17 protein-coding genes are annotated in these 21,178 nt (G+C 35.4%); 11 read left to right on the forward strand and 6 right to left on the reverse strand.

The window, feature by feature from the left end; all coding sequences use genetic code 11:
- The first annotated feature begins 11 nt into the window (after positions 1 to 11).
- Positions 12 to 947, forward strand: a complete 936-nt coding sequence (locus ACFFU9_RS02605; protein WP_379859808.1) for a PorP/SprF family type IX secretion system membrane protein — start codon at positions 12 to 14, stop codon at positions 945 to 947.
- An 11-nt stretch (positions 948 to 958) separates the two neighbouring features.
- Positions 959 to 2,878 (forward strand): OmpA family protein, encoded by a 1,920-nt coding sequence (locus ACFFU9_RS02610; protein WP_379859809.1) that lies wholly within the window; start codon positions 959 to 961, stop codon positions 2,876 to 2,878.
- Positions 2,879 to 3,015: 137 nt separating this feature from the next.
- Here the strand turns inward: ACFFU9_RS02610 and ACFFU9_RS02615 are convergent, their stop codons facing one another.
- On the reverse strand, positions 3,016 to 3,129 hold the full coding sequence (locus ACFFU9_RS02615) for a T9SS type A sorting domain-containing protein (protein ID WP_379859826.1): 114 nt from the start codon (positions 3,127 to 3,129) through the stop codon (positions 3,016 to 3,018).
- Positions 3,123 to 3,389: a hypothetical protein gene (locus ACFFU9_RS02620; protein ID WP_379859810.1), complete on the reverse strand. Its 267-nt coding sequence runs from the start codon at positions 3,387 to 3,389 to the stop codon at positions 3,123 to 3,125. The genes ACFFU9_RS02615 and ACFFU9_RS02620 overlap by 7 nt, the downstream gene beginning before the upstream one ends.
- 375 nt (positions 3,390 to 3,764) lie before the next feature.
- Between ACFFU9_RS02620 and ACFFU9_RS02625 the strand changes: the two genes are divergently transcribed.
- Complete coding sequence (locus ACFFU9_RS02625) at positions 3,765 to 4,601, forward strand: thioredoxin fold domain-containing protein (RefSeq protein ID WP_379859811.1); 837 nt, start codon at positions 3,765 to 3,767, stop codon at positions 4,599 to 4,601.
- Positions 4,602 to 4,860: 259 nt separating this feature from the next.
- On the opposite strand, the gene ACFFU9_RS02630 is transcribed toward ACFFU9_RS02625, so the two are convergent.
- Positions 4,861 to 6,309, reverse strand: coding sequence for an FAD-dependent oxidoreductase (locus tag ACFFU9_RS02630; RefSeq protein ID WP_379859812.1), 1,449 nt, complete (start codon positions 6,307 to 6,309; stop codon positions 4,861 to 4,863).
- Positions 6,310 to 7,013: 704 nt separating this feature from the next.
- On the opposite strand from ACFFU9_RS02630, the gene ACFFU9_RS02635 reads away from it, so the two are divergent.
- From ACFFU9_RS02635 to ACFFU9_RS02655, 5 genes are all read left to right on the forward strand, one after another.
- Positions 7,014 to 7,889, forward strand: a complete 876-nt coding sequence (locus ACFFU9_RS02635) for an AraC family transcriptional regulator (RefSeq protein ID WP_379859813.1) — start codon at positions 7,014 to 7,016, stop codon at positions 7,887 to 7,889.
- Positions 7,890 to 8,154: 265 nt separating this feature from the next.
- Positions 8,155 to 8,877, forward strand: a complete 723-nt coding sequence (locus ACFFU9_RS02640) for a pirin family protein (RefSeq protein ID WP_379859814.1) — start codon at positions 8,155 to 8,157, stop codon at positions 8,875 to 8,877.
- A gap of 54 nt (positions 8,878 to 8,931) precedes the next feature.
- Positions 8,932 to 9,450 (forward strand): YceI family protein, encoded by a 519-nt coding sequence (locus tag ACFFU9_RS02645; protein WP_379859815.1) that lies wholly within the window; start codon positions 8,932 to 8,934, stop codon positions 9,448 to 9,450.
- 107 nt (positions 9,451 to 9,557) lie between these two features.
- A complete protein-coding gene (locus ACFFU9_RS02650) occupies positions 9,558 to 9,875 on the forward strand; it encodes a GNAT family N-acetyltransferase (protein ID WP_379859816.1) in 318 nt (105 codons plus the stop codon).
- Positions 9,876 to 9,919: 44 nt separating this feature from the next.
- Entirely contained in the window at positions 9,920 to 10,831 is a 912-nt protein-coding gene (locus ACFFU9_RS02655) for a DUF5996 family protein (RefSeq protein ID WP_379859817.1), read from the forward strand.
- A gap of 498 nt (positions 10,832 to 11,329) precedes the next feature.
- On the opposite strand, the gene ACFFU9_RS02660 is transcribed toward ACFFU9_RS02655, so the two are convergent.
- From ACFFU9_RS02660 to ACFFU9_RS02670, 3 genes are all read right to left on the reverse strand, one after another.
- Positions 11,330 to 12,388, reverse strand: coding sequence for an AI-2E family transporter (locus tag ACFFU9_RS02660; protein ID WP_379859818.1), 1,059 nt, complete (start codon positions 12,386 to 12,388; stop codon positions 11,330 to 11,332).
- Between the two features lie 310 nt (positions 12,389 to 12,698).
- Positions 12,699 to 14,195: an acyl-CoA dehydrogenase family protein gene (locus ACFFU9_RS02665; protein ID WP_379859819.1), complete on the reverse strand. Its 1,497-nt coding sequence runs from the start codon at positions 14,193 to 14,195 to the stop codon at positions 12,699 to 12,701.
- 329 nt (positions 14,196 to 14,524) lie between these two features.
- Positions 14,525 to 14,929, reverse strand: a complete 405-nt coding sequence (locus ACFFU9_RS02670; protein WP_379859820.1) for a hypothetical protein — start codon at positions 14,927 to 14,929, stop codon at positions 14,525 to 14,527.
- 55 nt (positions 14,930 to 14,984) lie between these two features.
- Here ACFFU9_RS02670 and ACFFU9_RS02675 point away from each other — a divergent pair, with 55 nt between their 5' ends.
- From ACFFU9_RS02675 to ACFFU9_RS02685, 3 genes are all read left to right on the forward strand, one after another.
- Positions 14,985 to 16,097, forward strand: coding sequence for a tyrosine-type recombinase/integrase (locus ACFFU9_RS02675; protein WP_379859821.1), 1,113 nt, complete (start codon positions 14,985 to 14,987; stop codon positions 16,095 to 16,097).
- 377 nt (positions 16,098 to 16,474) lie between these two features.
- Positions 16,475 to 19,198, forward strand: a complete 2,724-nt coding sequence (locus ACFFU9_RS02680; protein ID WP_379859822.1) for a DEAD/DEAH box helicase family protein — start codon at positions 16,475 to 16,477, stop codon at positions 19,196 to 19,198.
- A gap of 161 nt (positions 19,199 to 19,359) precedes the next feature.
- Positions 19,360 to 20,880, forward strand: coding sequence for an RNA-directed DNA polymerase (locus ACFFU9_RS02685; protein ID WP_379859823.1), 1,521 nt, complete (start codon positions 19,360 to 19,362; stop codon positions 20,878 to 20,880).
- Positions 20,881 to 21,178: the final 298 nt, after the last annotated feature.

Here is a 21,178-nt window from a genome sequence, read left to right on the forward strand (position 1 = left end):
CTTAACCTATTATGAAATTATTAAAATTTAACATAGCGCTTTTTATATTGTTAAGTGGTGGAATAACTTTTGCCCAACAACTTCCACAGTTTACACAGTATATGTACAACACCATTTCTATAAATCCCGCTTATGCAGGAAGTAGAGAAACATTAAGTATTGTTGGCTTACATCGAAGCCAATGGGTAGGCATTGAAGGCGCGCCAACAACGCAAACACTTTCCATTCACACGCCTTTACGAAATGAAAGGATTGGTGTGGGATTGTCGTTTATTAATGATGAACTGGGCTACGAAAATTTCTCGTACCTATATGGCGATTTCTCATATACCCTACCCGTTGGAACAAAAACAAAACTAGCATTAGGCTTAAAGGGCGGTTTTACACATTATAATATAGACCAAGACTTACTGAATGACCCAAAGGTTTTTGCTGATCCTTTTTTTAATGAAGTTTCCAACCGATGGAGCCCCAATATAGGCGCTGGAGCATTCCTTCATACAGACCGGTGGTACTTAGGGCTATCTGCACCACGAATTTTAAATACAGATTATAACAAAGGAAAACAAGGAGCTTTAGACTATATCGCGTTAGAGCGTGTAAGCTATTATTTTACAGGGGGCTATGTTTTCGATTTAAGCAACACGACCAAATTTAAACCGGCCATGCTTATGAAAGCTACAAATGGCGCTCCTTTATCTTTTGATATTACTGCAAATTTTTTATTTAACGATGTGTTTTGGCTTGGTGGATCCTATAGGATTAATGAGTCTGCCGCTGCCTTGGGCGGAATCATGGATTTTCAAATTTCTAAACAACTACGCATTGGATATGCTTATGAATATCCGCTATCTGAATTAAGAAACTACACTGGCGGCACACATGAAATCCTGCTTATGTTCGAAATATTTGAAAGCAAACGTATCAAATCACCTAGATTTTTCTAAAATAAATGACTATGAGACATATATACATACTACTTATATTAGTACTATCTACCTTATCCCTTTCTGCTCAAAAAAAACTAGCAGATAAGTTTTTTAACAATTATGGATATGTTAAAGCTAGTGAACTATACGAACAAGCTGTTAAAAACGGAGATAGTAGCGAACATGTTTTAACACGTTTGGGAGACTGCTTCTATAACAACTCTAATTCTAAAGAAGCCCTCGTATGGTACGAAAAGGCCATCCTTAAATACGATAACATTTCTGCAGAATACCTTTTTAAATATATCCAAACACTAAAGAGTTTAGGCCAACATAGCGAAGCAAAAAAATGGATGGAGAAATTTAACAAAACCCATAATGAAGCAAGTAAACTAAAAAAGTATGATGCCAATAGCATCGCTGCCTATAACGAACTTTTATCGACTAATAAGACCTCTGTGGTTAGCACCATTAATCTTCCCATAAATTCCGCACAATCCGATTTTGGATCTTATATCCATAATGGTCAGATGTATTTTGCATCTTCAAGAGATACAGAAAATACAAAAGTATATGCATGGAATAAAGAACCCTTTTTAGACCTGTATCAAGTTTCTGTTGAAGATAACAACGGCCAGTTAAAATTCGGGGTTCCAGATCTTATAAAAGCTTCAAAAATAAATACAGATTATCATGAAGCTTCAGTGGCTATTTCCAACGATGGAAACACCATGTACTTTACACGCGATAATGTTACTAAAAAAAACAAGCTGGATTACGATAGAAAAGGGACGTCTCACTTAAAAATTTATAAAGCCACGCTTACCGATGGCAGCTGGGAGAACATTAAAGAAATGCCTTTTAATGACAACCTTTACTCTACAGGCCACCCTACTTTAAGCCCTGACAATAAAAAATTATACTTCGTATCTGATAGACCTGGTGGTTTTGGGCAAACCGATATTTATGAAGTAGACATTTTAGAAAACAACAAATATAGTCTCCCTAGAAATTTAGGTAATAGTATAAATACACCCGGACGAGAAATGTTCCCTTTTGTTAGCAAGGATAGTACCTTTTACTTCTCTTCTGATGGACACTTAAATTTAGGGTTTTTAGATATATTTAAATCTGATTTTATTAAAGACGCTACCGCCGAAGTTGAAAATTTAGGTGCGCCCTACAATAGTGGGTTCGATGATTTTGCGTTTTACATAGACACAGATAGTGATTATAAAAGAGGTTTTTTTACATCCAACCGACCTGGAGGCAAAGGCAATGATGATATTTACAGTTTTAGCGCTTATGTTTGCGCACAAAAAATTGTGGGAACGGTAAAAGATAAAGACAGTAATGCTGTTTTAGAGAACGCCTTAGTTCAACTCATTAATGAAACAGGAAAAATAGTTAAGGAAACCACCACGAATGCTCAAGGGAATTATACTTTTGATGTAGATTGCAATAAAACATATACGGTTTTAGGAACAAAACCAGATTATGTAGAAGATAAAAAACTGGTGTTATTAAATAGTGAAAATGATATTAGTACCACTGTAGATTTATTTTTAGACCCCTTAATTAAAGGCAACCAAATTGTAATAAACCCTATTTTCTTCGATTTTGATAAATGGAACATCCGAACAGATGCGGAGTATGAACTAGAAAAGGTTATAGACGTATTACGGGCGCACCCGGGAATGATTATTAAAATAGAATCCCATACAGACAGTCGCGGCAGTGATTCCTATAACATGAAATTATCAGACAGACGAGCAAAATCATCTAAAGACTATATTCTTACTCGAAACATTGATACTAATCGTATTGCAAGTGCTATTGGTTATGGCGAAAGCCAATTGATGAACCAATGTTCAAACGGTGTGAAGTGTACTCCTGAAGAACATCAATTGAATAGACGCACACAATTTATAATTATAAAGATGGACTAATTTTTGTTAGACCTTATGATCTAAAAAGACTGCTTGAAAAGGCAGTCTTTTTTTGTGGTTGTTTCCCAGAAAACCATTATTGCTTAAATTAGCAATGGCTACAAAATCCATAGTAGCTTTTAATCGGGTAATCGCCATTATTTTACAATGATTTGGTTTGTAAAAGACGTCTCATTTACAAACACTTTCATTATATAAATTCCCGCTTTTAATCGCTCCACATGTAACTGTTTATTTTGTGAACTTACCAGTACTTTTTTGCTAAAACATCAAATAATTCTATTTTCTCAATAGGCATTCTTGAAGATATCGTTATAACATCAGAAGCAGGATTAGGAAACTCTTTAACAAGTGGTTTATTAAGACCTCCTACTTTCAAAACAAAAGAAACCATTACACTATAATCAATCTCTTGCTTGTAGGCCATACTAAGTTCCCAATCTGAATTAAATTCGTTATAAAAATAATTACGCTGTTTATCGGTTTTATAACTCGCTTGGGAATGCAGCAAAGCACAAAAAAACAAATGCTGTAAAAAGTAAAAAACGTTTCATAATTAATAGTTTTAAAGGTTATACCTATTAACATCGATTTAAAAAAAATGTGAGCATTACTCTAGACGATTCATTTTAAAAAAACATTGAATAAAACGCAATAAACAAACAACTTGCATATGGTATCCATAATTTCGGGGAAGTTGCTATTTAGACACTACTAAAACAGATATATGTAATTGCTTTTTAAAACAAATCTTTAAGTTTAAATATTCTTCGTATATTGATTTTTTTAAACCATTTTAGGTAGATGGTTTAAGAGTATCTAAGATATTTTTAATCAAGTTTAACTTCCAGTTGATAGTATTAAAACCATTAAAAAAATTAAAATTTTGAAGTATATTTATTTGGCTTTCCTGATGCTTACAAGCATCCTAAGTTTTTCTCAAGTACAATTTGAACCCTCGCTTACAGAAGCTTTTAAAAAAGCAAAGCAACAAAACAAACCTGTTTTTATAAAATACTACAATTCCGATTGTTCTGTCTGCAATCGTCTTGGCGATTTGTTAAACCAGGATGCAGAAATTAGCGCTTACTACAATTCTAATTTTATAAATTATGCGATGAACGCATTTAACGAGCTTTCAGATGCAGACCATGCGTTGCTTATACACGCTAACCTTCATTTTAACAGTGTTCCTGTCTTGCTTTATTTTGACAAAGACAAGAATTTTTTACATCATAGTAGCGGAGATATTAGTTCTGAAGCTATTATGAATGAAGCTAAAAAGTCAACACACTCCAGATTTAACACTTCTGGATTAAAGAGCAAGTTCGATGCAGGAGACCGAACTGTAAGAACCCTATATGCGTATTGCCAAATGCTCATCATAAATAAAGATGAGCAAAAGCTAAAAAAAGTCTCTCAAGACCTTTTCGAGTCTTTCAACACATCAGAATTGCCCACCAAAAAATCCTATTTGGTTTTAAAACGCGTAGTAAAAACTACAGATAACGGCTTTTTTCAATATTGGATCAACAATTTGGATAAGCTAAAGGGTTTTGAAAATTCTATCAATAAAGACACCGAAATATCGCAGTTAAAATCGATTGTATTAACCGAACTAAGCCGTCCAGATGTAAAAGAATGGAGCGCAGCAAAAAAAAACGAATTTAAAGGATATATTACCAAGCTTAAAATTTCAGATGATCCGAATATCTTTTTTTAATAAGCTTATTAAAGGCATTTAAGAACGGAAACAACTTGAGTTAATCTTGGCATAAATTTGTTTTAAAACATCCATCAACTAAACAAAATGCTCTTTTTAAAAACCAAATAGGCATGAGAACCAATTAAAACACATAAAACTTCATAAGATAGTGCAGAGAAACTTGAATGATATCCGATTTAAAGACACATTTACCAGGATGAGTTTTTAAGCTATAAGATACTGCTTGCGAAAACACGAATCTCAAAAAACACCATGATTAAACCTCTTTTTTCTTTAGGCACCGCCCTCTCGGTTCATCCGCGACATGAAGCACGGTTTCGGAATGTAAAAACTGTGCGGCAGCAGCAGAATCTTTCACTTTAGAAGCACTCCGCGCAATCATTTCTAATTCAAATTCCGTTAACATAGACTCCCTAATCCCCACATCTCTCCAGTGCGGTAAAGCCATCCCGTTTTTTGAAATTCCCCGAGCCAGAGCCAATGCATCCAATAACGCTTGATTTGCCCCTTGCCCCTTAAATGGACTCATAGGATGGGCCGCATCTCCTATTAAGGTGACTGGCCCTGCCTTTTTCATCATTTCTGGATCGAGCAATTCTCGATCATACACAGGGTATCCCGAAATTTGACTTTCTAGGGTCGCCGCTAAAATTTCAGGAATAGGATCGTGCCACTGGGTTCTGCGGCATGCCTCTTCCTTAAGCGCTTGACCGCCTTGTGCATGCAACGCTTTGGCGTCTTTTTCTGATAAAGGAAAACTAAGTTGCCACATCACGGCGTTTGATGTATAAGGCATCATATAGATACGTTCATTTCCATTGGCCGTTTGGAATACAGTAGCCGAGTCCAATAAATCATGATCCACATCGTCTAGGGCTGCCAAAGGACAAATTCCTAATATCACCATGCAGCCCAGATAGCGTAAAGGGGAGATGTTATCATTTATAAGCAAACTTCGTACAGTACTACGAATACCATCGGCGCCAACCACAAGGTCTGCTTTGGCCCTCTTGAGCGTTCCATTCACGTTAAAACTCAATACCACCGATTGGCCTTCATGCTGATTAAACCCTACCAATTGGTGCCCCCAACGCACCTGATCATGATTGCCGAGTTGATCGAGCAATGCCAAACGCAAGGCCTGTCGTGCAATATGCACATTTGTTCGCTTTGGAGCTGTTTTTGTGCCCGATGCCAACCACTTTCTCATGCCCCATTCTCCAATTATTTCACCTTTAGTAGTATGCACCACATGTCTTGTAGAAACCACCCCCTCATTTAAGGAGAAAATCCCTAAGCCCTCTATGGCTTTACTCGCTTGTTGTAATGTGAGCCCATAGCCTTGAGATCGGGTATTAAAGCTGCTATCTCGCTCGTAAAGGGTAAAAGGAATCCCACGATGCAAACAGGCTACAGCTAGAGCCACTCCTCCTATACCACCACCAATAATGGCCACGTGTGGATATTGGTCTTTATCTGCAATAGGAAAGTGATCCGAAGGAACCAACCCAGAGCCGTTACAGTTTACACATAAACTTAAATGGGCTTTAGGAGCAACTGGAGCCTCACCCGATCCGTTCGATTTTTCAAATTGTTCACATGCCACCTGATAACGCAATCGGACTTTTTTACGAAGCCTTTGGCTTTTTTTGCCGCGACCTTGACATTTTTGACACATAGCCCAACTCCTCTTACCATTTTCCATCTTTTTACCGCTTCTTTATTTAGCATTATTTCACCCCCTTTTATAACACAAAGCCTTACTCCTCTAGTCTATTTTTGCATAATAAGCATAACAGCCATTAGAACATTATGGCCCTAATCACTCCCTAATCTACTATAGTCTTTTTATGAATAAAGAATAATGTATGTACCAAATAGCCCCCAACAATTTCCATAATAACTATCAGGAGGATATTAAAGCCCCATCCATTTTTAGCCAAGTGTTTAGTGCGCCCATAACCATCCTTAATACAGGTTAAATATAGTATTTTTTTAATTTTCTCCACCTAAAAATCAAACAAGTCATAACAAATTCAATTCACATAAAAATAAGTGCCAAAACACTAGGGGCTTACAAACCACATTTCGAACTATCAAAATACATTCTTAAAAAACCTGATTTTGCATATCTGCAAGCCTTTCCATATATTTTTCAGGTTTAGAAGACTTTCTAACAACGACTAGATTAAGCGTAAATAAGCACTAATTTTTTAGTGTTTTTATCTATACATTAGCATTCTGGAAACGAATTAAAAAATAAACACATATATTCTAAAACTTTATTAATTTTAAATGTTTCAATACGTTCGAAAGGTTATCCATACCATTAAAACTGAAAATAAAACCCCAAACGATTGGATAAACCACCCATTTGGGTGAGGATATTATAAGCTAAGGCCATTAAAAATGAATACCGTTAAAACCTATCAAGAAGTAAATTCTAAAAACCAGAACATGAGTTTTGGCATTTCCAGAATGCAGGATATTTACAAGAAACATGGTGGAGCAGTTGACGAACCGCATAGACATGACTATTATACGGTTTTAATTATTAGCAAAGCAAAAGGACAGCATAAGATTGATTTTAATACTTACGATTTATCCGATAGACAAATTTATTTTGTGGCGCCCGGACAAGTACATCAAATGATTGAAACAGAAATGTCTACCGGATTTGCGATGACGTTTTCAAATCAGTTTTTAGTAGAAAATTCGATTTCTTTATCATTTATCGATGGCTTGAATCTCTTTCAAAACTATGGCCAAAGTCCGCCCTTAGTTCCCGAGGCCAACCAGTTCGATACCATCTATAACTTTGCAGCTAATATCTTCGAATTATTTAACAGTGATGCCGTAATGAAGTATCTATCTATAGGTGCATTTTTAAAGCTCTTACTTATTGAGTGTAATAATGTATGTACTATTAACCCCATTTATTTTGATTTAAATACGCCTAGCAACAACCTCATTAAAGCTTTTAAAAATGCTGTAGACCATAATTATAGAAAAGAACATTCTACTACATACTACGCTAATGAGCTCCATATAACACCAGACCACTTAAACCGAATAGTAAAAGAAAAAATAGGTAAAACAGCAAAAGAGTATATTCAGGCTAGAATTACAACCGAAGCAAAACGCCTGCTTTATTTTACAGATGAACCTAGCAAAGAGATTGCATACGAATTAGGTTTTAGTGAACCCGCTAATTTTAGTGCCTTTTTCAAAAAACAAACAACACTATCACCTTCAAAATTCAAGAAAAGCGAGATAAAGTCTTAAACAACAACCTCATATCGGATTTTCATAAGTTTCTCCCTTTTTTTCATATTCCACAGGCTCCTGTCCTAATGTATCTTTGTACCATACTTTAATACAAAGCATATGGATTGTATAACATGTATTAGAAGTGATTTTTAAACCCATGTTACCGGTGCCCTTGCACCATAAAACCTGGAAACAAACACCACTTCCCCTCATACCTCTTTTTACAGTTCATAATTATAAACCAAAGGGTATCATTTTACCCCATAAAAAAATAAAAACTATGAAAACAATACTTCACAAAGCAGACACAAGAGGAGACGCTAATCACGGCTGGCTCCATTCCAAGCACACCTTTAGTTTTGCAAATTACCACAACGCAGAACGTATGAATTTTGGCGTACTACGGGTATTGAACGATGATACAGTTTCAGAAAGTAGAGGCTTTGGCACACATCCTCATAAAAACATGGAAATTATTTCCATACCGCTTGAGGGGGATTTAAAACACCAAGATAATATGGGTAACGAAACCATTATTAGCGAAGGTGATATCCAAGTGATGAGTGCAGGAACCGGAGTGATGCATTCTGAACACAATAACAATCCAGATAAACCTGTAAAGTTTTTACAAATTTGGATCATCCCAAATAAGCAAAATGTGACACCGCGTTACGACCAAATAACCTTAAACAAGGCCGATCGTAAAAACAAGTTACAACAAGTGATATCTCCTAACGCAGATGATGCTGGTATTTGGATGCACCAAAATGCTTGGTTTAATATAACCAACCTAGACAAGAACAAGGCCGTTCAATACGTATTGAACGATGCCAAGCATAATGGCGTTTATGCTTTTATATTAAAAGGGGATGCTACCATTAATGGTCAAGCGCTAAATGAAAGGGATGGCTTTGGTGTATGGGAAGTTGAAACCTTGGATATTAAAGCAGACAGCGATACCGAAATCCTTTTAATGGAAGTACCAATGGAAATAAATTCGTAAATTAATAATCAAAAATAAAAATTAACCGTCGTAAAGACATAAATTTAAAAGATCATGGAAAATAAAACAAAATGGAACGTAGACGCATCTCACTCGGAAGTAGGCTTTAAAGTAAAGCATATGATGATTTCTACCGTAAAGGGGGCTTTTGAAGATTTTAATGCATCTGTAGAAACGGAAAATGAAGACTTTAAAAATGCTTCATTCAGTTTTACAGCAAAAGTTGGCTCGATAAACACCAAAAATCAAGACCGAGATACCCATTTAAAATCAGATGATTTTTTCAACGCCGAAAAATATCCAGAATTAACGTTCACATCAACTTCTTACGATGGCAACAAGATTGTTGGCGACCTTACAATTAAAGGCATTACCAAACAAGTAACCTTGGATATGGATTTTAACGGTGTAGCCGTAGATCCATACGGCCAAACGAAAGCTGGGTTTGAAATTTCAGGAAAGATAAGCCGTAAAGATTTTGGACTTACCTGGAATGCCGTTACTGAAGCAGGAAGTATCGTGGTAAGCGATACCATTCAAATGGCAATCGATTTGCAATTTATTAAGCATTAATAGCACATGCTCCATTGGGATTGATTTAATACTTTTAAATCAATCCCAATTTTTATTTTGGGCAAAAAGTTGCCTGTGTATTGCAAAAACAGCAAAGCATTAAAAATATGAAATCAGAATACTTAAATATCCCATTAGTTAAAAACGAAAATAAAAAACGCTTTGAAATCGAGGTTCAAGGTCATTATGCCTTCATCGATTATAAGGAGTCTCGCGATAAAATAGCCTTAATCCATACAGAAACGGATCCCGAGCTATCCGGCAAAGGGGCTGCAAGTGCCGTTGTAGAAAAAACATTGCATTATCTTGACGATAAGAACATAAAATTATTACCTTTTTGTCCCTATGTATGGGCCTATATAAAAAAACATCCAGAATGGAAACGTATTGTTAGTCCTGATTTTAAAGGTTATAATGACTTATAAGCTTATCTGTTTACCACGATAAAAGCTACTTAAAACATAAAAATATGAGCAAACAAACCCTATTTCCAGCATTCCCATTATCAGAATGGATAGATACGAAAGACACACTACATCGCTATTTCCAAATCGTAGGTAAGTTACGCTTGTCCTTAAACCCCAAAAAAAATCATTGGTGGCACATGACGCTCTATACCACGACCAAAGGCATTACTACACGAGCGATTCCATACAAGGATTTTTCATTCGAAATTCTGTTCGATTTTATCAATCATAATTTAAAGGTATTTACAAGTAAAGGAGAAGAACGCATGTTTAAAATGGAAAACGGGCTTTCTGTAGCTGCCTTCTATAAAAAACTAGAGGCCATTCTTAAAGATTTAAATATTCCGTTTAACATCTTAAAAAAACCCTTTGACTTATCTGACACCACTCCTTTTAACACCTGTACAGAACACCATAGCTATGATAAGGGTGCGGTACATAACGCTTGGCAAATCTTACTTAAAATCGACATGATTTTCCAGGAATTTAGTGGCAGATTTTATGGAAAAACCTGTCCCGTGCACATCTATTGGCATCATTTTGATTTGGTTGTAACACGTTTTTCTGGAAATAGAGGCCCTAACATGGAAACTACCTCTCAAGTAGAATTGGAAGCCTATTCTCATGAACTTATCAGTTTTGGATTTTGGTTTGGAGACGATAATATAAAGGAACCTGCTTTTTATTCTTATACCTATCCAGCCCCTGAGCATATAGAAAAAGAACCGCTTCAGCCTAAAAGTGCAAAATGGCAAGATTCCAACGGTAGTCCAATGGCTTTGTTGCTTTATAAGGACTTATTAAAAAGCGAGCACCCCAAACAGGACATTTTAAATTTTATGGAAAGCAGTTACCAAGCTGGTGCAACATTAGCAGGCTGGGATCTTGAGGATTTAAAAGTAGACCCAAATTAATTTTTTTTAACAAATTTAAGACTTTAACCCCTATTTTTTATAGGCTACACCATGTGTTTTGTAAGAATTTGAAGCTCTTATAAAGGACTCTATGCTATCAAATAAAAACCCTACCTTTCTCTTTTGCCCTTATCAAACTCCTGCTACCCAATGGTAAAGCATTCGAGTTATAAAATGCCCTTCAAAAAAAAACTTCATCAGCAACCAAGGAAAAGGGAAACCGAATTTTAAAAGTCATGGGATTGCCTTTTAAATTTAAAGCATAAAGACATCCTTTGTTCACTTACCCAAACCCTCTTTTATATTATTGGGCATAAATTTGAATAGTACTATTTAAAAACTCGAATAACAATCTTTCACATCTCAAATTACATATAAGGTCTGGCTCAAAACGTTATAACCATCTGCCCTGTAAAAAACAGTTTTATAAATGCTAAAGTACGCTGCACTTAAGGGGATGATTTTAATTGTTTTTTTTAAACTAACTATAATAAGAGCTTAACTATCATGCCTCATTTTGTTTTTCAATTTGCTATTCATGGGGTCCACATAAAGTTCTTGAATTAAGATTATTATAATAAGCATTAATGGAGTAGCAAATATTACACCCCAAATACCTGTTAAAGCTCCAACAAATATTTGGGCTATAATAATTAGTGCTGGCGGAATTTTAATAAGTTTTTGTTGTGCTTGTGGCGATATCAAACTACTTTCTAAAAGCTGAATTACGGTATACATAATGGCTACTATAATCGCTTTTTCCGGACTTACAGAAATAGCCACAAGAATGGCCGGAACCATAGCCGCCAAAGGACCAAAATTCGGAATAAAATTTAATAATCCAGCCATAATGGCCAGAGTGAGCCACATAGGTATTTTTAAAATTATCAAACCGATAGCCGTTAAAATAAAAACAGCGCCCATTGCTAGACATTTTCCAAAAAGCCACTTTTTTAATCCTGTACCAAGATGCTCCATTACAGCATCGGCTTTATCTCTTTTTTTTGGAGGCACCAATTGTATCATGCCCTGAATATACACGTTTGGGGTAATTGTAAAAAAGACCCCTAAAATTATAACAACATATATATTCGCCACCCCGCTAAAGGTGGTCATAAAAAATTTAGAGGCTGTATCTCGAAACTCATCCGAAGCGGTTATGATGCTAATTTGACTTAATAGTTCTCGTCCTATACCACTGCGGCCTAAATGAGATTTTAGGTCATCAACCATAGAAGGGAAGTTCTCTTTAATTTCCGAGGCCTCTCCACTCACCGTAGCACCTATAAGGTAAAGCACACCCAAAGTGAGTATAAAAGACCCGAAAACAGCAATAAACAAAGTCAGCTGGTTACGCCATTTCGTTTTTTCTTTTATAAAATCACTTAAGCCTCGAAAATAGCAAGCAATTAGCGTTCCTGCCAAAACAAGTATTAGAATATCGAAAGTGGCTTCAAAAATCAATAAAACAATCGCTATAAGAGAAAATATAAATCCAACAATCCAGACCTTTTGTGTAAAACTATATTTTTTATGCTCTTGAGTATTCTCGCCCATATAGAAAAAATTATTTTGAAAGGTAATGAAGTTTTAAAATAAACGAGGTAGCAATTGAATAAAGCCTTGACTGGTTTACATTATTTTAAACTTCTTTTTTTTAGGATCATCATCAATATTATATGTAAAACCCCATTTAAAAAGGCGAAAATCCTTTTTTAAATGGGGTTTTACTATTTAGAACAATCTATTTTTTTAAAACATCTTAAAACAAGCATCCATTTACTTATACAATAAAGTTATAGCACACCAATTAGCGCTTTAAGCTAAGCCTGCCCTACTATGTTCTAGCACAAACCAGTTGTAATTTCTATGCGAATTTTGACCAAGTGCTATTACTAGAATAATCTTCAATGATTTTTGTGGCGTTCTCAAAATGAAAATAACTAAAAAGGCCAGACACCTCCTGTTGTACCATTAAGATGCTATTATCAATTAAATCTTTTCTAAACCCTTTGCTCCCAAGGTCCAACACATAGCCCACACTAACTATTCTGGCAATAATCCTACCCAAATCGACCAGTTTTCGTTGTGTAAGTGTACTGGAAATAGTAAAATTAAGTTCTTTTTTAAAATATCCACTAGCCTCTGCCGTAAGCTCCAAGGAACTTAAATATGCCAATAGGTTTGGTGTTTTTTTCTTCTTCATCGCACGCGTAACCATTTCAGAAATTTGAGAGTACAGCATTTCGTTAGACCCCTCAAATATTTGAAAAGGTCTGCTATCCATAATCCCTCGTCCGCCAATATGGCTCATTCTATAACCGCTTGCACCAGAAAGCTGTGTTAAAATCTGTGCCGACTCATGCATTAAATCTGTTACTACCGTTTTCATACTATTGGCCTCTAAGCCATTGGTGGCCAAATTATGTTCCAGACCACTTATCTCGGCACTTCTTAAGCACATGGCCGAACTTATAGTAAAAGCCGATTGGATTCTAGATAATTGAAATTGTACCTGGTCCATCGCTAATAAATTCCCGGCACCTACCTGCCTACTTTTACAATACTGAGTGGCTTCGTCTAGCATACGTTTTATAAAACCAGCTCCCATTCCGGGAAATTGCAATCTGCTTCTATGCAGAATATCAAGCATCATTTTAATCCCTGTTGTCTCAGGAATCAGTCTTTGTTTTTTGGGGATTTCAAGATTTAAGGAGTTTAAGCCATAAGGAATCATATAAAGCCCCGCATTATCGTAAATTTCTTCAACAATAATATGTTGTTTTTCTTTTGAATTATCAGCAATAAAAAAATCAACATCCCGAGAAAGGTCGCCATTGTCCATTTTTTTCCGGGCGGCAATTAACCAATAATCTGCCATACCGGTAAGCCCTTGCCAATGCTTAGACCCCTTAATAGTATAATCAAGTTCGTTTTCTTTACTAAAGGTTTTCATATTTAAAGCATCGCTACCAAAATCGGGTTCCGTAATCATAAGGCCTCCCATATTTTGGTTTTCCATAAAACGATTAAAAATACCGGGTTTAACAGACGCTTCAGCATACTTAGAAATGGGCTCTAAAAACAAGGCGATGTTAATCCCAAAGGTTAACGAAAGCGAAAGCGACTCGTAGGAAGCAGCAGACAATAACTCCAGACATTCTTTTACGTGTCCGCCACGGCCGCCATATTCGGTAGGAATAGCAACAGATAATGGCTTTGTATACATTATTTTTTCTAGAATATCAGAAGGCAGGCCACGTTTCAAACTTAATTGATCAATATCTCTTTCCTCATGAAATAAATGGTGTAGTGTGGTTTCAAAATTTTTGATGAATGTAGAAAATTCAGTTTTTGTTTTCATGAAAATTAAAGTTTATGAGAGTTTTTTGCCATTGTTTTTAAATTCTTGAGTCAAATTTAAAAAGAAATTCAACGTAAGCCCCCCTTAAAAGGATTATTCCTTTTATGGGGTGCTAAAATTGATATTTTGCATCTCTGTAGACAAAACTATTAAATATTGTTTAGAATGAGTATAAATAACTTATAAATTTACAACGTTATTGTTTAGTATTACAAATAGCGAATTATTATGCCACAGATAATCTATAAATATTATATCCCATATAGGTACTACAGACCACTAATGGATTCAACAAAAAAAAGGTTAAGAGGATTATCGTTTAGGAAGGATTACTTTCGTCTTACAATCAATATTTCACCAGTTTTAAAATGCATCCAAGCAAAATCATAAACAATATGATAGCGCTTTTGCTGTGCATTTTCGTAAAACCCTGTAATATAATTAAACTTAAAATTCTTTTTTTCTAAAACAGTTTTTAGCACGGTGATCTGCGTGGCATTTTTACCCATAATTTCCAGTAATATAGAACGGTTTCTGTGTAAAATCTTATCTGTATCTAGGGTAGCTCGGTTGGTAACCTCCTTTAGTTTATTATGATAATAAGCTTTGCAGGTTGCGCTACAAAACATCTTATCGCTCCTTCCCTTTAAGGGCGTTTTACAAATTTTACAAGCTTTTTTGTCCATCCGCACCACTGTAGTCGTATTTAACGGTAAACATACGCTTAATACCATAAACATCTTACACTCAATAGCTAAAAAACTTATTTTTGATATAAATTAATTAAATATGCAGGTTATAATATATTCACCGAGACCTAATGCCGGACGCATCAAGATCTTTATCCCCTTTAAGGAGGCGGGACTTCGAGCACAGATTAAATTGGTGAACACCAGTTTTTACCATCCACAACAAAAACTGTGGAGCGTGGTAAATACCACAGAAAAGCTAGAAGAAATCAAGCGGATTCTACACCCACATTATGAACTTAAACCAGAAGCGCGCGCACTTCCAGTAACCCCATTGGCACTTTCTGAAAAGGCTTTACTATTAATGGCAAAATACGAGCAAAAGCTTATACTGAAGGCCTATAGCCAAAACACCATTCGGTCGTATAAACACGAGTTTTCTAACTTCTTAACATTTTTTGAAAACGCTGTAATTGACGAACTGACCAAAGACGAAATTGAAGGCTATCTGGCACATCTTATCAACAAGTTTAAGATTTCTGAAGTTAAACAAAACCAAGCCGTAAATGCAATTAAATGGTATTATGAAAAAGTACTCCAAAAACCAAAAGAATATTATAACATTACACGTCCTAAAAAAACAAAAACTCTTCCTAATGTTCTAAGCCCAGATGAAGTATATAAACTTATAAATGCCCCAAAAAACATTAAGCATAAAACCATATTGTATACCATATATAGTAGTGGATTGCGCTTAGGAGAAGTTGTAAATTTAAGGATTAGGGACGTGCATTCCAAAGCGGGATATTTATATATTAAAGATGGTAAGGGCAAAAAAGACAGAAAAACGGTACTCTCCCATACCTTACTCTTACTTTTACGAGAGTACTATAAAAAAGAAAGACCAGCCTATTGGTTATTTGAAGGTCAGGATGGTGGAAAATACAGCCCCAGAAGTGTACAAGCTATTTTTAGACAGGCCATGGCGAGCAGTAACATTAATCCATGGGCGACCGTACACACGTTAAGGCATAGTTTTGCAACACATTTGCTACAAAATGGCGTGAATTTAAGAAACATACAGGTGATGTTAGGCCATCACAGCTCTAAAACGACCGAGATATACACACAAGTATTAGGAATTTCCAACAAAAAGATTGAAAGTCCATTGGATACTATTTTAAAAAACAATAAGTTTGACACGAACATATAAAGAATATATACGCAACTGGTTGCGTATATACAAGTGTTAGCGAACAGTTTGAATCGGTGGACAAAAAAAACGAACGGACTTCGCACCCGGATACAGGCAAAACACTGGTGGACCTTGCCCGGACGGAAAAACGGATTATGGGTTTGTCCGCTCAGGGACGCGGGTCCATCCAAAATTCTTGGCTTTTTTGCGATGGCCCTCGGAGGAAAAATAAAAACCGTTTCGCTAACATTGGCTATAATCAATTGCTCGGGTTTTGGAGGATTGAGGCCCGATACCTCGCGTCAAGATGCGAGAAAACTGAAAGAGAAAACCTTACGAAATCGCAACTGATCATAGCCCAGACCGTTGGGCGTAAGTTAAAACAACACTACAGATTGACAGAATATCCGAAAGACATAAAATTCAAATATAGTTGGAGAAAATACCAACAACGAGTGCTTGACGAATTGCAAGACCACTTAACTGACCGTCATCTACACGTAATTGCACCGCCAGGCTCGGGTAAAACCGTTTTAGGACTTGAAGTTGCTATTCGACTTAATAAACCGACTTTAATACTTGCCCCGACAATTGCAATTCGCAACCAATGGATACAAAGATTTTGTGAACTCTTTCTTCAAACCAACTTGACACCAGATTGGATTTCGAGAGATATTCGCAATCCAAAATTTATGACCGTTGTAACTTATCAAGGACTACACGCAGCTTGTAACAATTGGAGAATTGAAGAAGAAGAATTTGATGACGAAGAAGAAAACGAAGAAAATGGAAACGGCAAATCCACTAACTCAGAACTTGACAAAATTGTAAGTGGACTAAAAGCTCAAAACATCAAAACTATTGTTGTGGATGAAGCTCACCATTTAAAAAATGATTGGTGGCAAACCCTTACAAAAGTAAAAGATAAATTAGATCCAATTATTGTTGGCTTGACAGCTACACCACCCTATGACGTTACAGCCACAGAATGGCAACGCTACATTGACCTAAACGGGCCAGTTGATACTGAAATTTCAGTACCAGAATTAGTGATTGAAGGGGATTTATGCCCACATCAAGATTACGTTCATTTTACTTTGCCAACAGAAAAAGAAAATCAAAAAATTGTTGATTTCAGACAGAACATTGAAAAGCTTTTTCAAGAAATAAAAAATGATGAAACCATTATTCAGGCAATGGAGCAACATCCCATTTGGCAAAACCCTAAGGAGCATTTGGATTGGATTTATAGCAATCTTTCCTTTTATTCAGCTTGCTTGATATTTCTAAAATCGAACAATAAAGAAATACCAGAAACACATCTTGAAGTAATTGGAGACAAGAAATTTCAAATCCCAAAACTCGATTATGAATGGATTGAAACGCTTTTAGATTTCTATCTATACAAAGAAAAAGAGCATTTCAGTAAATTTGAAGAACATCAAAAAACACTTGAAAACCGACTTAGGAGATACGGAGCAATTGAAAGACGACAAATTAACTTTTCTCACAATAAACGTGTGACAGGATTTTTGACTTCAAGCATTAGCAAACTAAATGGCATCAAAGAGATTGTTGATTTCGAATACAAACAATTAGGTAAAGACTTACGGTTGGTAATTCTTTCCGACTTCATCCGAAAAGAATTTTTCATCAATGCACCTGAAAACAATCTCGAACTGAACAAAATTGGAGTCATTCCAATCTTTGAAAAACTAAGACGAGCAAACAAAGGGAATAAAAGAATTGCAGTCCTCACAGGTTCTACGATTATTATTCCCGTTAGTGCTTATGCAGCATTTGAAGCAAAAGCAGCGAAATATGGAATTTTTAAAATCAATTCAAGTCCCGTTCCTTTTGACAACACTTATGTTCTAATAAACCAATCCGAGCGACTTAAACACGACATTGTTCATATTGTAACTCAAATTTTTCAACGGGGAGAAATTGAGGTCTTGATAGGTACAAAATCTTTGCTTGGTGAAGGTTGGGACGCCCCAGCTATCAATTCATTAATCTTGGCAAGTTTTGTTGGTTCGTTTGTACTTTCAAATCAAATGCGTGGCAGAGCCATTAGAACTCAAAAAGGTAATGGCGATAAAACAGGAAATATTTGGCACTTAGCATGTATCGACCCGACATCAACAACAGGTGGTGACGATTTTGATTTACTAAAAAGACGTTTTAGGAGTTTTGTTGGTGTTTCATTTCAAGAGGAACCCGGAATTGAAAACGGAATCGGACGTTTGAATTTGTCGGAAAACATTCATCATAAGGAAGAAGCGGAGACTAAAAATGTTGAAATGTTTTCCTATGCAGGCAGCAGAGAAAACTTAAAACAAAGATGGAAAACGGCACTTGAAACAGGCGTGACACTTGTTGAAGAAATCAAAATTCCATTCCCTGAAGAAAAGGAATACAATGCCGTTAAGTCAATGTACTTAAATAAAACAATTGGTAACCTATTGGCAACTTTAGGCTCGGGCTTAGTTGGTTTTGGTTTAGAAGGATTACAAGGACTTGGCAGAGCGGCTAGAAATATTAGAACTACACAGGACTTGTATTTTTTCCTTGGAATTTTTGGAGCAATAGGAATGCTAATTTTCGGCAGACTGACATTTAAGACTTTAAGACTATTTCTAAAATACAGAGACATATCAAAGGACATTCAACAAATTGGAGACGCACTCCTAAACTCTTTAATTAAAACGGGTGTGATAAATACCGACTATTCAAAATTAAAGGTGGAAACCTCTGTTGACAATTGGGGTGCCATTTATTGCCATTTAGAAGGTGGGACGACTTTCGATAAATCAACTTTTATAAATGCACTTCACGAAGTAATCGCCCCAATTGATAATCCAAGATATGTAATTATCAGAAAGAACATGTTTATGCTTTTTGTTAAGCAAAAGGACTATCATTCAGTTCCTGAAGTACTTGGAAGAAATAAGAATTTAGCGGAATACTTCAAAGATCAATGGGAAAGACTTGTTGGTTCTTGCGACTTGATTTTTACAAGGACAATTGACGGAAGAAAACTACTTTTAAGGTCAAGAGTAAAATCGTTAGCTGCACAATTTGAAGAAAAAGTTGAACATGTAAATAAATGGAAATGAGAAACCTACGCCCAACAATGTATAAGCGTAATGCGGGCTAAACGGATGAAATTGAGCATTTTTGCTCCTAAGAAACTTTGCGGTGGACGGAAAGTGAATAGCTCCGAAACCCCGCACTACGCTTATACTTGACCGTTAGCCATCACCTAAAAAAAACGAACTTGAAATACTCTGATTACATTAACGAAATAACATCAAATGAAATTTATGATGGACTTATTGGATGTGGAATGTTCGCTGAAAAAATCCCAAAATTCTTGACAAGTTCTGATTTTCTTGATTATACCAAAACTCTTGCTTTACCAATAACTAATGTAAAAGACAAAGATTATGTTAGATACTCAAGTATGCGGAATATTAATATTCCAAGACCTATGGCTATTCCCGAACCATTTGCATATACAAACCTTTGCAATTCAATATCGCAAGATTGGAATCGGATTCAAAAATTCTTTGAATTTGAAACTAGAAATCAAGAATATAAAGTAAGTAGAATTCATTTAAGAAAAATGGACAATACGTGTGCACTTTTTGAAATGAATTATAAAAATTACGAAAAGGATGATTCGCCAGAAGAAGAACTTTTAATTAAAAGTAAATATTTAGTAAATGCTGATATTTCGAATTTTTTTCCTAGCATATACAGCCATTCAATTCCTTGGGCTTTGAAAGGAAAGCAATTTTGCAAATTAAGAGTTAATAGAGGTTCTCATTTATGGTTTAATCAATTAGATTTTTACACTAGAAATGTAAAGTATGGAGAAACTAATGGCGTTTTGATTGGTCCGCACGTCTCTAATCTGATTTCGGAAATTATTTTAGCCAAAGTAGACAAATCATTAATTCAGAAAGGATACAGCTTCTTACGATTCATAGATGATTATACTTGTTATGTTGAATCATACGAACAAGCAGAAAACTTTCTAATTGACCTATCAGAAGAACTTAAAAAATATGAACTTAAACTAAACGACAAAAAGTCAGAAATAGTTCCATTACCTCAAGCAAGTGTTAAAAATTGGGTAAATAAGTTAAACAACTACATTTTCACTAATACTTATCAACATCAAGGAAAGGAATCATTGAGGCTAAAAGAGCTAAAAGCTTTTCTTGATTTTACAATTCAATTGTTTCTCGATGAAAAAAAAGATAGTGCAATACTTAACTATGCAATAAAAATCATTTCAAAAAAACATATAGGAGTAAATGCAAGAAAATATTTTATAAATCAAATTCATCATTTGGTTTTATTGTTTCCTTATTTAATTCACTTACTTGACGAATACGTTTTTGAACCACATAACTTAACGAGTAACGAAATCAAGAATATTTCCCAAAACATCTATGAATACGGCTTGAAAAAGAGATTCTATGAAGCAAACTCTTACGCTTTATTTTGGTCATTGAAATATAATTTTCAATTAGATGGAATACTAACGGATTTAAAAAAGAATTCAGAAAAGTCTGAAGATACTGTTTATCTACTTCTTGCATATTTGTATGAAAAAAGACTTGGCAATTCTCTAACAGATTATAGAAAAATAGCTCGAAAACTAAAACCAGATTTTGACAGATTTTGGCTGTTTATTTATGAGGTTCTTGCTTGGACTGAGTTATCAAGTGAATTCAGAGCAATGAAGCAAAATTCAGGAATATCATTTGTAAAACAAGCTTATAGATAAAAAAGGCGAATGGCTAACAATGTGTATAAGTAATAGCGGCTTAAGTGATAAAACGAAATTATAAACATAAAACAAAGGTCAATGCAAAACCGAAAGGTTTGTGAGCAGAAAACCACTACTACTCATACACGAGACCGTTGTAGTGCATTTGAAAAAACCGATATGCTGAAAATAATCCGAATAATATTTTACATAGTGTTGAACGAATCCTCCCTACCGGTCGGAAGCCCTTCTCAGGATCTTATAGCGGAAGTTTCTTTTGTAAATATAATAGATTTATTAATTTGTAGCTAAATTT

Source organism: Mariniflexile ostreae, from assembly GCF_042427585.1.
Classification (GTDB): domain Bacteria; phylum Bacteroidota; class Bacteroidia; order Flavobacteriales; family Flavobacteriaceae; genus Pseudalgibacter; species Pseudalgibacter ostreae.

Coding starts and splice junctions, on each gene's coding strand:
- ACFFU9_RS02605 (WP_379859808.1), top strand. CDS start 12: ATGAAATTATTAAAATTTAACATAGCGCTTTTTATATTGTTAAGTGGT.
- ACFFU9_RS02610 (WP_379859809.1), top strand. CDS start 959: ATGAGACATATATACATACTACTTATATTAGTACTATCTACCTTATCC.
- ACFFU9_RS02630 (WP_379859812.1), bottom strand. CDS start 6,309: ATGGAAAATGGTAAGAGGAGTTGGGCTATGTGTCAAAAATGTCAAGGT.
- ACFFU9_RS02635 (WP_379859813.1), top strand. CDS start 7,014: ATGAATACCGTTAAAACCTATCAAGAAGTAAATTCTAAAAACCAGAAC.
- ACFFU9_RS02640 (WP_379859814.1), top strand. CDS start 8,155: ATGAAAACAATACTTCACAAAGCAGACACAAGAGGAGACGCTAATCAC.
- ACFFU9_RS02645 (WP_379859815.1), top strand. CDS start 8,932: ATGGAAAATAAAACAAAATGGAACGTAGACGCATCTCACTCGGAAGTA.
- ACFFU9_RS02650 (WP_379859816.1), top strand. CDS start 9,558: ATGAAATCAGAATACTTAAATATCCCATTAGTTAAAAACGAAAATAAA.
- ACFFU9_RS02655 (WP_379859817.1), top strand. CDS start 9,920: ATGAGCAAACAAACCCTATTTCCAGCATTCCCATTATCAGAATGGATA.
- ACFFU9_RS02660 (WP_379859818.1), bottom strand. CDS start 12,388: ATGGGCGAGAATACTCAAGAGCATAAAAAATATAGTTTTACACAAAAG.
- ACFFU9_RS02665 (WP_379859819.1), bottom strand. CDS start 14,195: ATGAAAACAAAAACTGAATTTTCTACATTCATCAAAAATTTTGAAACC.
- ACFFU9_RS02670 (WP_379859820.1), bottom strand. CDS start 14,929: ATGGTATTAAGCGTATGTTTACCGTTAAATACGACTACAGTGGTGCGG.
- ACFFU9_RS02675 (WP_379859821.1), top strand. CDS start 14,985: ATGCAGGTTATAATATATTCACCGAGACCTAATGCCGGACGCATCAAG.